This is a genomic window from Catenuloplanes japonicus, assembly GCF_000717135.1.
Lineage (GTDB): Bacteria > Actinomycetota > Actinomycetes > Mycobacteriales > Micromonosporaceae > Catenuloplanes > Catenuloplanes japonicus.
Map to the genome: position 1 here is coordinate 338,262 of NZ_JNXY01000001.1, position 14,206 is coordinate 352,467.

15 protein-coding genes are annotated in these 14,206 nt (G+C 71.9%); 9 read left to right on the top strand and 6 right to left on the bottom strand.

All coding sequences use genetic code 11. The features are described from left to right. Positions 1-27: 27 nt before the first annotated feature. The gene (locus tag OP04_RS01635) at positions 28-1,011 is read right to left on the bottom strand and encodes a hydroxyacid dehydrogenase (RefSeq protein WP_033337592.1); all 984 of its coding nucleotides are present in this window, start codon (positions 1,009-1,011) and stop codon (positions 28-30) included. 168 nt (positions 1,012-1,179) lie between these two features. On the opposite strand from OP04_RS01635, the gene OP04_RS01640 reads away from it, so the two are divergent. After that, positions 1,180-2,280, top strand: coding sequence for a substrate-binding domain-containing protein (locus OP04_RS01640; RefSeq protein WP_232323421.1), 1,101 nt, complete (start codon positions 1,180-1,182; stop codon positions 2,278-2,280). A gap of 30 nt (positions 2,281-2,310) precedes the next feature. Here OP04_RS01640 and OP04_RS01645 read toward each other — a convergent pair whose 3' ends face one another. Continuing rightward, complete coding sequence (locus tag OP04_RS01645) at positions 2,311-2,874, bottom strand: HD domain-containing protein (protein ID WP_033337594.1); 564 nt, start codon at positions 2,872-2,874, stop codon at positions 2,311-2,313. A gap of 65 nt (positions 2,875-2,939) precedes the next feature. Next, positions 2,940-4,163 carry an ergothioneine biosynthesis glutamate--cysteine ligase EgtA gene (gene egtA / locus OP04_RS01650; protein WP_232323422.1) on the bottom strand — a complete coding sequence of 408 codons (1,224 nt, stop codon included), beginning with the start codon at positions 4,161-4,163 and terminating at the stop codon, positions 2,940-2,942. A 509-nt stretch (positions 4,164-4,672) separates the two neighbouring features. Between egtA and OP04_RS01655 the strand changes: the two genes are divergently transcribed. Then, the gene (locus OP04_RS01655; protein WP_033337595.1) at positions 4,673-6,277 is read left to right on the top strand and encodes a serine/threonine-protein kinase; all 1,605 of its coding nucleotides are present in this window, start codon (positions 4,673-4,675) and stop codon (positions 6,275-6,277) included. Between the two features lie 34 nt (positions 6,278-6,311). Next, entirely contained in the window at positions 6,312-7,352 is a 1,041-nt protein-coding gene (locus tag OP04_RS01660; protein WP_033337596.1) for a questin oxidase family protein, read from the top strand. A gap of 4 nt (positions 7,353-7,356) precedes the next feature. Here the strand turns inward: OP04_RS01660 and OP04_RS01665 are convergent, their stop codons facing one another. Together OP04_RS01665 and OP04_RS01670 are read right to left on the bottom strand one after the other, a co-directional pair. Next, a complete protein-coding gene (locus OP04_RS01665; protein ID WP_033337597.1) occupies positions 7,357-7,797 on the bottom strand; it encodes a hypothetical protein in 441 nt (146 codons plus the stop codon). A 9-nt stretch (positions 7,798-7,806) separates the two neighbouring features. Beyond that, a complete protein-coding gene (locus tag OP04_RS01670) occupies positions 7,807-8,949 on the bottom strand; it encodes an oxygenase MpaB family protein (RefSeq protein WP_033337598.1) in 1,143 nt (380 codons plus the stop codon). 104 nt (positions 8,950-9,053) lie between these two features. Between OP04_RS01670 and OP04_RS01675 the strand changes: the two genes are divergently transcribed. The 4 genes from OP04_RS01675 (at position 9,054) to OP04_RS01680 (ending at position 11,886) form a co-directional block, all read left to right on the top strand. Next, positions 9,054-10,313 carry an SGNH/GDSL hydrolase family protein gene (locus OP04_RS01675; RefSeq protein WP_033337599.1) on the top strand — a complete coding sequence of 420 codons (1,260 nt, stop codon included), beginning with the start codon at positions 9,054-9,056 and terminating at the stop codon, positions 10,311-10,313. Between the two features lie 163 nt (positions 10,314-10,476). Then, positions 10,477-10,617, top strand: a complete 141-nt coding sequence (locus OP04_RS52850) for a hypothetical protein (RefSeq protein WP_157239105.1) — start codon at positions 10,477-10,479, stop codon at positions 10,615-10,617. A 149-nt stretch (positions 10,618-10,766) separates the two neighbouring features. Continuing rightward, a complete protein-coding gene (locus OP04_RS52855; protein WP_157239107.1) occupies positions 10,767-11,162 on the top strand; it encodes a hypothetical protein in 396 nt (131 codons plus the stop codon). Positions 11,163-11,307: 145 nt separating this feature from the next. Next, on the top strand, positions 11,308-11,886 hold the full coding sequence (locus OP04_RS01680) for a hypothetical protein (protein ID WP_232323423.1): 579 nt from the start codon (positions 11,308-11,310) through the stop codon (positions 11,884-11,886). 129 nt (positions 11,887-12,015) lie between these two features. Here the strand turns inward: OP04_RS01680 and OP04_RS01685 are convergent, their stop codons facing one another. Beyond that, entirely contained in the window at positions 12,016-13,032 is a 1,017-nt protein-coding gene (locus tag OP04_RS01685; RefSeq protein ID WP_033337600.1) for a polysaccharide deacetylase family protein, read from the bottom strand. A gap of 132 nt (positions 13,033-13,164) precedes the next feature. On the opposite strand from OP04_RS01685, the gene OP04_RS01690 reads away from it, so the two are divergent. Beyond that, entirely contained in the window at positions 13,165-13,623 is a 459-nt protein-coding gene (locus OP04_RS01690; protein WP_033338007.1) for an AAA family ATPase, read from the top strand. A 2-nt stretch (positions 13,624-13,625) separates the two neighbouring features. Further along, the gene (locus tag OP04_RS01695) at positions 13,626-14,174 is read left to right on the top strand and encodes a hypothetical protein (RefSeq protein ID WP_033337601.1); all 549 of its coding nucleotides are present in this window, start codon (positions 13,626-13,628) and stop codon (positions 14,172-14,174) included. Positions 14,175-14,206: the final 32 nt, after the last annotated feature.

Genomic DNA, 14,206 nt, shown 5'->3' on the forward strand with positions numbered 1-14,206 from the left:
AGTACTCACTCCTTTGTGGGTTATCTCTTATGCGTGCGTGGTCAACAGGTCTGCCGTGACCTCCGCGTGCAGCGGCTCGTCGGCGAGCCATCGGCCCAGCTCGTCCAGCGCGAAGTCGCTGAGCCGCAGGATCTCGGTGCCGAGAGAGCCCGCGATGTGCGGAGTGATCAGGATGTTCGGCACCGATCGGAGGGTGCTGTCGCGCGGCAGCGGCTCGGGATCGGTGACGTCGAGGATCGCGAAGAGCCGTCCCGACCGGCACTCGTTCTCCAGCGCGCGGGCGTCGATCAGGCTGCCGCGGGCCGTGTTGATGACGGTGGCGTGATCGGGCAGCAGCGCCAGCTCGGCCGCGCCGATCATGCCCCGGGTCTGCGCGTTCTCCGGCGCGTGCAGCGTGAGCACGTCGCTGCGGGGGAGCAGCTCGTGCAGGCCGACCGGGTCGCCACCGGCGCGGCGGATCTCGTCCGGGTCCGCGAACGGGTCCGCCACCAGGCACCGCGCGTGGTCCAGCGTCTCGAGCAGCCGTACCACGCGGCGCCCGATCCGGGAGAAACCGACCACGCCGATCGTCCGGCGGAAGTTGGACAGGTCGCCGTAGCCGTTGCGGTGGCCCCAGCCCGTGCTGTGCGCGGCCGGGTCCGCCGCCAGGAACGGCGCCTTCTTGCCGGCCAGGATGATCGCGGCCAGCGTGAACTCCGCGACCGGGATCGCGTTCACGTCCGCCGCGTTGCTGACCCGGATGCCGCGCCGCCACACCTCGTCGCTGACCAGCCCCTGCACGCTGCCGGCGGCGTGGATGACAGCCTTGAGATGCTTCGCGTCGGCCAGCCGCGCCGCGGTCAGCTGCGGCGCCCCCCACGACGTCACCAGAATTTCCGTATTTTTCAGTTTTTCTTGGGCTATGCGGGAATCGAGCTCGTCGATCCGGATCGGGTCGCCCAGCGACACCATCCCGGCCAGCCGGTCGAGGCGCTCCCGGTCGAAGTGCGCCCGGAACGAGCTCTCGTCCATGACGAGCAACGCCCGCGGCCTGCCGGGGACTGACACTGGTGCCTCCCGCTCGAATTCGGTAAAAGGTGAGCTGGGTTACATGAATAACGCCAGCCGAACATGTAGGCCAGAGGTCGTAACCTGCCGGACACAAACGTTCACACTCGAACACCCTGCCCTGGAGGCGCCGTGCAGTCGGATCGCATGTTCAACCTGCAACGGCAGGAACGCCTGCTCGGCGAGCTCCGCCGGCACGGCGCCGTCCGGGTCCGGGACCTCGCGCGTGACTTCGGCGTCTCCGAGCTGACCATCCGGCGCGACATCACCGCGCTCGCCGAACGCAACCTGCTCACCAAGGTCCATGGCGGCGCCACGCTGCCGATCGACTTCGTGCCGCCGTCCCAGCGCCCGCGCCGCGCGCCCGCCACCCGGTTCACGATCGGCATGGTCGTACCGTCGCTGGACTTCTACTGGCCCGCGATCGTGGCCGGCGCCCGGACCGCGGCCGCCGTGCTCGGCATCAGCATCCAGCTGCGCGGCTCCAGCTACGACCAGGTCGAGGACCGCCGCCAGATCTCCCGGCTGATCGAGGCGCAGCAGGTCCAGGGCCTGCTGCTGGCCCCGAGCCTGGACGGCGACGGCATCGACGAGATGGTGGAGTGGATCGGGCGCCTGCCGGTCCCGACGATCCTGGTCGAACGGCAGCCGGCCCGCTGGACGCCGACCCCGCGCCAGCTCGAATGGGTGCGCAGCGACCATGCGCTCGGCGTGGAGATCGCGGTCCGCCACCTGTGGGAGCACGGCCACCGCAAGATCGGCCTGGTGCTGTCCAAGGGCAGCCCCACGTCCGTGCACCTGGAGCGCGGGTGGCGTGCGGTCTGCGCCGACCTGGGGCTGCCGCAGGAGCTGCTGATCCGCGAGTCGGTCGCGCTGGACGCGCCCGGCCACCGGGAGATCATCGCCGACATCCTGGCCGAATGCCGTCGTACCGGCACCCGCGCGCTCATCGTGCACAGCGACCCGGACGCGATGTCGGTGGCCCAGTTCTGCGCGGAGCAGGGCCTGTCGATCCCGGACGACCTGGCGATCGTCTCCTACGACGACGAGGTGGCCCACCTGGCCGAGCCGGCGCTGACCGCGGTCCGCCCGCCGAAGAACCACGTCGGCCGGATCGCGGTCGAGCTCATGGTCTCCCGCCTGCTGGAGGGCGAACGCCGCCCGTCACAGCAGGTCCAGGTCACCCCGGAGCTGGTGATCCGCAGCAGCTCGATGCCGCGCGTGGTCCGTTGACCGCGCCCGCAGCGCCGCGCCGCACGGTGCCTACCGCGCCGCGCCGAGGCGGGCCTGCACGCGGGCCGCGATCGCGCGGATGTGGGGCGTGCGCAGGTGGGCGACGAGCGCGTTCGGCGAGCCGGGGCCGTGGCGGTGCAGCATGTCCGTGATCCGGTCCTCGATGCCGAGCGGCTCGCCCTGCGCGCCCACGGTCTGGTCCGCGTAGGTGAGCGCGTCCGACGTCGCGGACGCCTCGTCCGGGTAGGCCGCCATCTCGGCGCCGAGCCCGCGCACGGACGCGACGAAGCAGGCGCCGGAGTGGTTCGCGACCAGGCCGGCGACGCGGGCCGGCCAGCCGGAACGGCCGAGCAGGCGCGCGCCGTCTATCGGGTGGAAGCCGGTGTCGTGCGCCAGCTCGCCGTAACCGATGTCGTGCAGCCAGGCGGCCGCGACCAGCAGGTCACGGTCCTCGGCCGGAACCACGGCGGAGATCTGCGCGGCCCGCGCGGCGACCGCGGCGGTGTGCAGCCAGCGGTTCCCCATGCCGCCGATCACCCGCTCGGCCAGCTCGCGGGCGGCAGTGGCGGTGGGGAGCACCAGAACCGAAGGCATCCGATCACGGTACGACCGGCGAAGGGGAACTCCGCCAGTCAGTTAGCCCGCTGTTCACCCAGGTTTCAATGCCCGGTAGCTGACTCCTTGCTCAGCCTTTCCTCGACGACGCGGGCCACCCGGGCCCGGGTCGGGACGTCGAGCGTGGTCCGGTCCAGCCGCCGCACGGCCAGGTCGAGCACCGCGTGCGCGGCGCGGGCGACACCGGCGTCGGTGAACCCGTCCCGCGCGGCCTGCTCCCAGCGGCCCGCCCCCGGTGCGGCCAGGTCGCGGGTCAGCGACGTGGTCTCGTCGTCGGCCAGCAGCGCCGCTATCACCGCGATCGGCGCGATCCACTCGTTGCCCGGCTGCGCGTCCAGGCAGCGGACCTCCAGGTAACCGCGCGGCCGGATCGGCGGGAACAGCAGCGTGAGGTGGTACTCCAGGTCCTCGGTCGTCGGCGGCGTGTCCAGCGCCCCGTCGATCCAGTCGTTGAACGTCAGACCGTTCGGCGCATCCCAGTCCCGCCCGTCGCGGCGCACGCACAGCAGCGGTGCGGCGAGCGCGTGCCGGGCCCAGGCGTGCGCCGGGTCGTCGCCGAGCTCGATCGCGCGGGTCAGCTCGCGGTCGACGCCGAACCAGGCCCGCATGCGGGCGGAGCGCCAGCCGGTGTCGATGCCGCCCTGCCGGTGCGAGGTGGCGAACGCGGCCATCAGCGCCGGCCCGGCCGAGTAGAGCGCGGCCCAGCGGTCGGCGAGCTGCTGCGGCTCGCCCGCGTCCACGCACGCCTGCAGGCCGGCGGTGTTGCACATCATGACGCGCCCGGCCGTACCCGTGCGGTCGAAAGCCTTTTCCAGAGCATTGAAACGGGGGGTACGCAGCAGCCGGCGCGGCGACCGCCACGGGTCCAGCCCGTGCTCGCCGAGCACCAGGCCCTCCGTGGCGAGCAGGCGGGCCAGCTGCCGGCGGTCGCCCTCGGTGGCGGCGTAGAGCGCGGCCAGCGACCGGAACGGTGCCGAGGAGATCTCCACCTGCCCGCCCGGCTCGACCGTGACCGGCGTGCCGTTGTCCAGCGTCTCCTGTGGACTGCCCGGCGCGATGGTTGCCGGCGCGTGCGGGCCGAGCGCGCGCCGCAGCGTCTCCAGCTCCAGGGGGCGGGCGGGGTCGTCCGCGTGGTGAACCGTGAACTCCAGCTCCGCGCCGATCAGTCGCGACGGCCCGGTGCGGAAGCAGAGCGAGGCGATGTGCTCCTCGGCCTGATCCCGATCGGTGACCGATGCGTTCGGCTGCGTGATGGTGGATGTGGACAAGACCCAAGCCTTCCGGGACGCGCGTCGAGAAGCGGATTTCCCCGTGTGAATGTGCGAGATCGCACCGCGCCCACCTGCTCCTGGCTGCGGCAACCCACGCGACGTTACCGGTTCACTGCGTTGGGTGACACCCCTCAAGACCGTGCAACTTCCATCGTTATCTGACGGAGACAGTCCTTGCACTCACCGCGATCGCCGCAGCCCAGGGGCCTGAAGCCTGAGGCGCGGATGCGCGGGGGGAGAGGTGATGGGCGGGCCTGGCGCCGCGACCGTCCCGACCGTGCGCCAGGCCTGCCCATCAAACGACTCAGCGCCGGTGATCGTGGTTCCGTCACACGAAGGGGGTAGTCAGTGGGGTACGTCACGTGCGGCCGGTGCGCCCTTGATCGACATCGGTCAGCACGGGCGCGGGGCCGAGTGGGATACCGTGGGCGGGCGCGAGGACGGCGGTACGCATCCGGGCTCATCCCTGATGCGTCGTCGTCATACGTAGTGGGTAGTTTTCATGTATGCCAGAGGCCCCCACCATGATCGCCGGACGCTACCGACTGGGCGAAGAGATCGGCTCCGGCGGCATGGGCCGGGTGTGGCGCGCGCACGACGAGCGCCTGGACCGGGATGTCGCGATCAAGGAGATCGTCCTTCAGTCCGGCAACGAGGAGGACGCGGCGGTCGCCCGTCGCCGGACGCTGCGCGAGGCGCGCGCGGCCGCCCGCCTCAACCATCCCGGCGTGGTGGCCGTCTACGACGTGTTCGAGGCGGACGGCAAGCCGTGGATCGTGATGGAGCACGTGCCGTCCCGCTCGCTCAAGGAGGTCGTCCAGGAGGACGGCCCGCTAGAGGACCGCCAGGCCGCCGTGATCGGCCTGCAGATCCTTGAGGCGCTCAGCGCCGCGCACAGGGCCGGCGTCCAGCACCGCGACGTCAAGCCGGCGAACGTGCTGATCACCGAGGACGGGCGCGTCGTGCTCACCGACTTCGGCATCGCCACGATCGAGGGCGACGCGCTGGTCACCAGCTCCGGGCAGCTGCACGTGTCGCTCGACTACATGGCGCCGGAGCGCGCGCAGGAGGGTCAGGCCACCGAGGCGTCCGACCTGTGGTCGCTCGGCGCCACGCTCTACGACGCGGTCGAAGGCCACGCGCCGTTCCACCGCGCGTCCGCCGTGGGCACGCTGACCGCGATCGCGGTCGACCCGCCGGACCCGATGGAGCGCCCCACCGGCCTCGCCACCGTGATCAACGGCCTGCTGCAGAAGGACCAGAGCAAGCGCCTCACCGCGGCCGAGGCCGGCAAGCTGCTGCAGGCCGTCGCGGACCGGAAGGTGGCCCGCGCGTCGGCCGCGCCGATCGCGCCGGTCAGGAAAGATCCGAAGCAGCCGGGGGTACGGTCCGGAGCGCCCCGGCCCGCGCTGCTCACCGCTGCGGCCGCGGTCGTGGTGGCGCTGGCGCTGGTCGCGTTCCTGTTCCTGCGGCCGGACGGCTCCGGCGACGCCACGAACGACAAGACCGCGACCGGCGCGACCCCGTCCGGGGCGGCCTCTCCCGTACCCTCGGATGCTCCTGCCTCTGATCCTGCGGCCGCGACGCCGCCCACGGAGACCGGGCCGGCAACGGACCCGACACCCACGGGCGTCTCGGGTGAGGGCGACGGGGACGGTGGTGGCCGCCCGCAGCTGCCGGCCGGGTGGAAGGACTACAAGGATCCGACCGGCTTCTCCGTGTACGTGCCGAACGGGTGGGCGCAGTCGCAGGTCGAGACCATGGTCTACTTCCGCGGGAACAACGGGCGGGTGCTCGGCATCGACCAGACCAAGACCCCCAAGCCGGACCCGGTCGCGGACTGGCGTTCCCAGTCCCAGTTTCGGGTGAACCGTGGCGATTTCCCGGGCTACAGCGAGGTCCGGATCGCCGAGGTCGACTACTTCCGGAAGGCGGCGGACTGGGAGTGGGAGTACAACGCCGACGGCGGCCGGGTGCACGTCGTCAACCGGGGCGTGATCACGTCGCCGACCCAGGCCTACGGCATCTACTGGCAGACGGGCTCGGGGGACTGGGCGGCCGCGCAGCAGGACCTGCAGCTGATCTTCGACAGCTTCGTCCCGGCGTCTTGACTTGAAGCGTGGTTGAGGTTCGACGCTGGTCCGCATGACGGATTCGATCCTCGACGAGGCGTACGGCAGGCTGATCGATACCGGACCCGAGCGGGACGGCTGGCTCTCCAACCACGCGCCGATGGCGGTGGAGGCACTGGCCGCCCGCGGCCGTGAGGGCGACGTGCACCGCTGGATCGACGGGTACGCAGACCTGCTGGAGGACCGGCCGCGCGGCATCGCCCCGATCCGTCCGGCGGAGTGGCGTGACCCGCTCGGCGACCCGGTCCGTACCGGCGACTGGCTGGATTTCTTCGCCCGCGAGACCGCGCTCGCGCCGTGGCGGACCGTGCTGGCCACCTGGTGGCCACGCCTGCTGCCCGGCATCGCGGCCGGCGCCACGCACGGGGTGATCAGAGTCGGTCACGCGGTCCGTGCCCTGCGCGACGCGGAGACACGGGAACGGGTGTCCGAGCTGGGCCAGGGGCTGGCCTACTGGGCGGCGCGCTGGCAGCCGCTGGCACCGGCCGGCTCGGGGCCCTACCGGGCGAGCGACCCGCGGTCCGCGCTGGACGCGGTGCCGTTGATCGCGGACCAGCGGTACGGGGCACGGTCCCGGCTGGCACAGCTCGCGGCGATGCCGTCCTGGGCGATCACGGCGGGGGCGGTGCCGGTGATCCCGATGGGCGAGGTCGCCGCCGCCGAGACCTCGGCCGCCACGATCGCCGCCGTCGCGGACGCGGCCGTGGCACGGTTCGCCACGCACGGGCACCGCGACCCGGTCATGCTGGTCCACGCCGCCACCGCGCCGACCGCGGTCCTGCGCGTGCTGCCCGAGCTCCCGGCCGGCCTCCACCAGGCCAGCCTCGCCGCCGCCTGGGCCGCGTCCGCCGCGGTCACCGCCGCCTACTCCGCGCCCACGCCCCGGGCGGCCCCGTCCGGCGACTACTCGCCGGACGAGGTGATCGACCGTGCGGCCGCGGGCGGCGACCCGCACGCGATCAAGTTCGCGGACGCGGCCGTGGACGCGTTCGCCCGCACGGGGGACCGTCGCCACCTGACCGCGTCCGCGACCGCCACCACGGACATCGGATGATGTTTCAGTACGCGTCCGCGTAGCGGCAGGCGGTGGTGAGGAGCCGGTAGTCGGTCAGGTCGACGTCCGGGATGCTGCCGGGCGGGATGATCGGCGCGCCGTCCGGGCCGATGCTCGGCAGCCCGCCACCGCGGATCATCGAGTTCCAGACCGGGTCGGTGCGGCGGAACTCCGATTCGCCCGCCTCGGCCAGCGTCTCCACATCGGACCGCCGGAAGCTCGACACGATCGCCGTACGTTCGGCCGCGCTCGGTCGGGTGCCGGCGTTCGCGTGAGCCTTGAGACGTCCACAGGCGACGATGCCCGGGTCCGGGGGACGCGGGAGGAAGAAGTAGATCAGGGCGACGTTGAGCACGACCAGCGCGCCGATGCCGACGATCACGGCGAGCGTCTTACCGCTGACGCTCACGGTGTAGGGGTCGTTGGATTGATCGGTGTACGACACGGCTGGAGATCATCCAGCAGCGGGAGGCCTTTGCGCATCAGCCTTTTCGGCCTGCCGGTGGCGCAGCTGCCGTTCGGCGCGGGCGAGCAGGCGCCGGCGGCCACCGGGCAGCCGCCCGGCGACGTGCGTGACGGGCAGGTTGATTGCGGCGCGCCACAGTCCGTACCAGGGGAATCGGGGTGTCAGGCCGAGATCGCGCATGGCGGCCGGGCCGAGCAGCCAGGTGCCCAGCGACAGCGCGCGCTCCCGTGGCTCGGGGACGCCGGCGTGGATCAGCGCGTCGGCCAGCGCGGCGCTGTTCACGTCCGGCGGCGGGTCGTGCGCGAGCAGCTGGTAGAGCAGGCGTCTGCCCTGGCGTTCGGTGTGCGGCAGCCAGCGTTCGTCCACACCCATCAGCCAGCCGAGGTAGCTCCACAGGTGCATCACGGCCGCGCCGTCCGCGCGCGGGACCCGGACGCCGAGCAGACGCAGGTGGAGCAGGAAGCTGGTGCTGAACACGCCGAGCGTGCTGGCCTGGTCGTACTGGTTGATCGGCACGCCGCGCCCGGCCCGGTCCCACGCCGGATCGGCCTCCAGACGGTGGTTGACCATGGCGTGCATGACCCGCACGTGCAGCGACAGCCGGTGTCCCTCGGCGCCGGGCCGCAGGCCGCCGGGCGCGGTGACGGCACGCCACCACTCGGTCGTCTCCGCGATCCGGCGGACGGTCTCGCCGCCGGTCAGCCGGCCGGTGCGGACCAGCGGTTCCAGCGCGGCGGCGGTGCGGTACCCGCCGAGCAGCGAGCCGTAGGCCAGCACCAGCGTGGCGTCCCAGCCGTAGGTGCGGCATGCCTCCGCGCCGCGCGCCAGCAGCGTGTCGTCCACCCAGGACGGACGCGTGCGTACGGTGGAGAGAAAGGCCTCCAGTGGCTCCGGCGCGGGTGCGTCCGGGTCGGCGAGCGCGTCGCGGATCTGCGCGTGCGTGACCGTGCGGTCGTCGAGCAGCGCGCGGGCCAGCGCGGCACCGGGCTCGTCGCGCTGGAGCAGCGCGGCGCGCAACGCGGCCAGCTCGCCGGCGTCCGGCAGCGCGCCGGGACCGGCCACCAGCCGCAGCGGGAGGGCCGCCCGTTCCGCCCACCGACCGCCCGCGCCGAACCGGGCCGGGGTCACCATGATCCGACCATAGGTCACCGGAACGTCCGGCGCCCGGTGAAACAACGTGACCGATTGAACATCTTCACTTGACCGCGTGTGACGGCCTGCCTAGCGTCGAGTGCATGGTTTCGGTGAGGCGGCCGGTGACGGCCCTGGTGCTGCTGATGTCGCTGGTGGCGTTGCCGGCCTGGTCAGGCCCGGCGCAGGCGCCGCAGCCGGCCGTCTGGGCCGGCACCTGGGCCACCGGTGTGACCACGGTGCCGCCCGCGTCCACGACCACGCTGGAGCGGCAGACGATCCGCCAGGTGGTGCACACCAGCATCGGCGGCGATGCCGTGCGCGTGCGGCTGAGCAACGAGTTCGGCCGGGCACCGGTGCGCATCGGCGCCGCGCACGTGGCCCGGCGCGCCGGCAGCACCGGGGCGGACATCGACCCGGCCACGGATCGCGCGCTCACGTTCGGCGGGGCCGGCGGCGTGCTGATGCCGCCCGGCGCGCCGCTGTTCAGCGACCCGGTGCCGCTGGCGCTCCCGGCCGGGGCAGATCTCGTGATCAGCATCTACCTGCCGGAGCGGACGCCGGTCGGCACCGTGCACGCTTTTTCGTACCAGCGGAATCTGATCGCCGACGGCGACGTCACCGCGGCCCCGTCCGTCACGCCGGTCACCGAGATCTACCAATGGTTCCTGCTCTCCGGCATCAGCGTCTCCACCCGCGCGCGGGGCGCCTCCGCGATCGCCGCGTTCGGCGACTCGATCACGGACGGCGCCTCCACGCAGAACGATGCGAATCATCGCTGGCCGGACGCGCTGGCGGCCAGGCTGCACGGCACCCGCGGCGTGGTCAACCTCGGCATCTCCGGCAACCGCCTGCTCCACGACCCGAATCCGACGCCCGGCGCCGAGGGCTTCGCGGCCTGGTTCGGGGCGAATGCACTGAGTCGCTTCGACCGGGACGTGATCGCACAGCCCGGCGTCGGCGCCGCGATCGTGCTGCTCGGCATCAACGACATCGGCCAGCCCGGCGGCGTCGCGCCCGCGTCCGAGGCGGTCACGGCGGAGGAGATCATCGCCGCGCACCGCCAGCTGATCGCCCGCGCGCACGCGTCCGGCCTGCGGATCTACGCGGGCACGCTGCTGCCGTTCAAGGGCGACACGCTCGGCTTCTACACCGAGGCCAACGAGGCGAAGCGCGCCGCGGTCAACCAATGGCTGCGAACCTCCCAGGAGTACGACGGCGTGGCCGACTTCGAGGCCGCGGTCCGCGACCCCGCCGACCCGCTGCGCCTGCGCCCCGACTTCAACAGCGGCGACGGCCTCCACCCCAACGACGCCGGCATGGCCGCAATGGCCGAGGCGATCCCACTGCACTGGTTCCGCTGACCCTTCGGCGTCCGGGTCGAAGGGCGGTAGCCCGGTCCGGTGTGACGCGGCTCGGGGGTTTCCTGCGGACCTGGGCTGGCGAGCTGTGCGGCGCCAGGAAGCGGTAGCCCGGCCCGGAGAGACGCGGCTCGGAGCTTCTCCTCCCGCCGCGGCTTCGACCTTGATGATCACCGCCTGGCGGCCGGCGGCGCTCCTGATGATCACCGCCTGGCGGCCGGCGGCGCTCCTGATGATCACCGCCTGGCGGCTGCGGCGCTACTCGGCTGCAGCGGTTTTCGGGCACTCCGTGCCCGAAATTTCATGATAAAGGATGCCAGGTTCTGGCCGAGGCCGCGTGCGGCTCAGCAGTGCCACGAGCGCACGCCTGCCTGTTGTTCGTCGCTCTAAGTGGATCATTGACGTCGACGAAATGGCTGTCGAAGCCGCTCGCCGACCGCCATTTCGTCGACGTCAATGATCCACATACGCATGTGGTCGGCTTCGCGCACGCTGGCGGCCCGCCTTGTGGTGATATTTCGGGCACGGCTTGCCCGGTTGATCGAGACGAACGTCAAGATCGAGGCGAACTTCAAGATCAAAAACTGGGAAGATCATTTTCCCGCTTCCGGCGTGGTCCGGCCCGCATGCTCCCGCGGGCAAACCTCGGGGCGGGCAAAGACTTCGCTGGCGCTTCGCTTTGCCCGCAGGGAGAGGCCGGCACGAAGTCCCCGGCGCGCCGCCTGGCGGAGATCGTTGTTGCGCTCACTGCTCTTTCAGGCCACCGGAAAGAGCAGTGAGCGCAACAACGATCTCCCTGATGACGTCGGCACCCCGGCTGGCATCCATCGATGTCTGCCGGGGCGCTACTGACCCCGCAGGTGCCTGGGTTCCGCGATCGCCGAGGCCGCTATCTCATGAAATTTCGGGCGCGGTGTGCCCGTCGATCGACGCAAGTTTGGATCTGAACGCCAGTAGACCGGTAATTCGAGTGCCGTCGTCCGGTCGTGTGGCGAGAATGCCGCGGGTGGAGATCTTTCGCTGTGCCACGTGCGGGAACACGCTGAGCGTGCCGGTCCGGCCGGTGGAGCTGGCGGAAGGGCCGCACTGGTCGCTGCTGGACTGCCATCACGTGAACCCGCCGCGGCTCGAGACCGGCACCTATGCGATCGATCATGCCCCGCACGGCCACGGGCAGGTCACCGGCACCTTCGTGCTCTCGCCCGGTGACGCGCGCGGCACCCGCATCGTCCACGATCGTGTCCTCGTCGGCTGCTGGTCGCTGGTGGGATGGGAGCCCTGTGTGGCGTGCGACGGGTGCGGCACGCTGGTCGCCTTCCGGACGGACGACTGCCGGGTGCCGCAGGAGACACGCTTCCACCCGGCCGCGGTCGTGCGGGAGCGCCGCGAGGGTGCGCCCGCTGGCCGGGACGATCCGTTCGCGCCGATCGCGGACTGGGACCGGGGCGCGCTTGACACCTGGCGGCTCGGCAGTTGGGCGCCCGAGCCCATCCGGCCGCGGCCCGAGCTGGTCGCCACACGCTGGGGCGGGCGAGGAATGAAGGCGGAGCTCTATCGGGACGACCCGCCGGCCTGACCGGGACGACCCGCCGGCCTGACCGGGAAGCCACCTGCCCGGCCGGGAAGCCGCCGGCATGCGCGGCCTCCCGACCAGGAGCAACAGCGATCAAGAGCAAGCGATCACGAGCAACAGCGATCAAGAGCCTCAGGGGGTACGGCAGGCGACCGCCGGAGCGGACCAGGTGCCGTTGGCCATGACGGTGAAGCCGAACGTGGTGGACGCGCCGGGCGAGAGATTGCCGTTGCCGTTCGGGCGCATGGTCATGATCAGGCCGGTGCTGTCCCAGGCGGGGGTGCCGTTCCAGGTGGTGGAGACGCGCTGGCCGCCGGTGAGCGTGACCGTCGAGGTCCAGCTGGTGATGGCGGCGCTGCCGGCCCGGATGGTGACCTGCCCGTTGAAGCGGTCACCCCACCGCTGCGTCTCCGCGTAGGTCGCGGTGCAGGAGCCGCCCGCGGGCGGTGGCGTGGTGGGCGTGCCGGACCCGTCCGGCGCGACCGCGCGACCGGTCGTCGGCGAGATCATGCCGGGGCAGAGGCCGCGACCGGCCAGGTTGGACACGATCTGCGGGACCGCGCTGATCGTGGTCTGGTAGGCGTCGTGCATCAGGATCACGCCGCCGGCCTGCAGCGAGTTGGCGGCGTTGACGATCTGTGCCGTGCTCGCGCCGTTCCAGTCCTGGGAGTCGACGGACCAGATGACCTCGCGCAGCCCGAGCTGCGCCTCGACGGACTGCACGGTCCCGTTCGTCTCGCCGTAGGGCGGCCGGAACAGTCGTGGCGTCACGCCGGTCGCCTGCTGGATCGCGCTCTGCGTCTGGGACAGCTCCTGGGTGATCTGCGCGGCGGACAGCTGGGTCAGGTGCGGGTGGCTCCAGCTGTGGTTCGCGATCCAGTGACCTGCCGCGACCTGTGCCTGGGCGAGCCCCGGATTCTGCTGCACACGCTGGCCCGTGTTGAAGAACGTGGCCCGTGCGCCCGCGTTGCGCAGCGCCGTGAGCAGCGACTGGGTGGTGGACGGGTTCGGCCCGTCGTCGTAGGTGAGCGCGACGTACCCGCCCTCGCAGGCCGCCGCGGCATCGGCCTCGGACGTGGCCGCGGCCGTGAGCAGGCCCGCGCCGGCGAGCACGGCGGCGGCGAGGACCGCGAACCGTTGTCGGAACATGAGTGCACACCTTCCATAGAAGTTGCGGAAACATTCCGCAGTATGAGCGCTTCAAGTGAAGAACATCAATGTCTCGACGGAGGTTGATTTCCGGAACAACACCGGAAGGACGCGACGGCGTACCGTGTGATCATGGCGCGGGTGCTGGTGACGGGCATGTCCGGAGCGGGCAAGAGCACGCTGCTCGCGGAGCTGGCGCGGCGCGGCCACCGGACCGTCGACACCGACTACGACGGATGGACGCTGCCGGACGGCACGCTGGACGAGCCGCGGATGACCGCACTGCTCGCGGCCGAGGCCCGGCTGGCCGTCTCCGCCACGGCCTCGAACCAGGGGCGTTTCTACGGTCGCTTCGCCCACGTGGTGCTGCTCAGCGCGCCCCTCGACGTGCTGCTCGACCGCGTCGCCACGCGCACGGGCAATCCCTACGGCAAGACCGAGGCCCAACGGCAGGAGATCATCGGGTACGTCCGGGACGTCGAACCCCTGCTCCGGCGCGGCGCCACGATCGAGCTGGACGGCCGCCTCCCGATCGGCTCCCTCGCCGACACGGTCGGCGCACTGATGCAGGCCGGCGACGATACGGTGTGATCATGGGTAATCCACTCGGGGACCGCCGTCGCGACCGGATCGTGCGCTACCGGGCCGACCCCGCGCTCGCCCGGGAGACCGCCGCCGCCCGCATCTCCGCGTACGTCTACGGCAACATCCTGGTCTTCGCGTCCGTCGCCACGATGACCGCGGAGGACGTGGCCCACTTCCACGGCGTGCTGCTGGTCCTCGGCGTGACCGCGTCCACCTACCTGGCGCACATGTTCGCGGAGCTGGTCGGCCGCAACGTCCGCACCGACGCGCCGCTCACCCGCGCGGAGCTGTGGCACGAGCTGCGCGACTCCGTCCCGATCATCTCGTCCGCGATCGTTCCCGCGCTGTTGCTGGCCGCCGCCGCACTCGAATCGCTGTCCGCCTCCGCCGCGATCGTGGCCTCCGAGGTGTACCTGTTCGTTCGCATCGCGCTCTTCGGCCTGCTGGTCGAACGCCTGCGCGCCACCCGCGCCTCCGCCCGCACGCTGCTGGTGGGCCTGCTCACCGCCGCCGCGGCGGCCGGCATCTCGTTGCTCAAGGTGGCCGTCGGCCACTGATCGCCCACGGTGGCCGTGCGCCACCGAAGACC

Coding starts and splice junctions, on each gene's coding strand:
- OP04_RS01670 (WP_033337598.1), bottom strand. CDS start 8,949: ATGGTGACCCCGGCCCGGTTCGGCGCGGGCGGTCGGTGGGCGGAACGG.
- OP04_RS01655 (WP_033337595.1), top strand. CDS start 4,673: ATGCCAGAGGCCCCCACCATGATCGCCGGACGCTACCGACTGGGCGAA.
- OP04_RS01695 (WP_033337601.1), top strand. CDS start 13,626: ATGGGTAATCCACTCGGGGACCGCCGTCGCGACCGGATCGTGCGCTAC.
- OP04_RS01675 (WP_033337599.1), top strand. CDS start 9,054: ATGGTTTCGGTGAGGCGGCCGGTGACGGCCCTGGTGCTGCTGATGTCG.
- OP04_RS01685 (WP_033337600.1), bottom strand. CDS start 13,032: ATGTTCCGACAACGGTTCGCGGTCCTCGCCGCCGCCGTGCTCGCCGGC.
- OP04_RS52855 (WP_157239107.1), top strand. CDS start 10,767: ATGATCCACATACGCATGTGGTCGGCTTCGCGCACGCTGGCGGCCCGC.
- OP04_RS01690 (WP_033338007.1), top strand. CDS start 13,165: ATGGCGCGGGTGCTGGTGACGGGCATGTCCGGAGCGGGCAAGAGCACG.
- OP04_RS01680 (WP_232323423.1), top strand. CDS start 11,308: ATGCCGCGGGTGGAGATCTTTCGCTGTGCCACGTGCGGGAACACGCTG.
- OP04_RS01635 (WP_033337592.1), bottom strand. CDS start 1,011: ATGGACGAGAGCTCGTTCCGGGCGCACTTCGACCGGGAGCGCCTCGAC.
- OP04_RS01645 (WP_033337594.1), bottom strand. CDS start 2,874: ATGCCTTCGGTTCTGGTGCTCCCCACCGCCACTGCCGCCCGCGAGCTG.
- OP04_RS01660 (WP_033337596.1), top strand. CDS start 6,312: ATGACGGATTCGATCCTCGACGAGGCGTACGGCAGGCTGATCGATACC.
- OP04_RS52850 (WP_157239105.1), top strand. CDS start 10,477: ATGATCACCGCCTGGCGGCCGGCGGCGCTCCTGATGATCACCGCCTGG.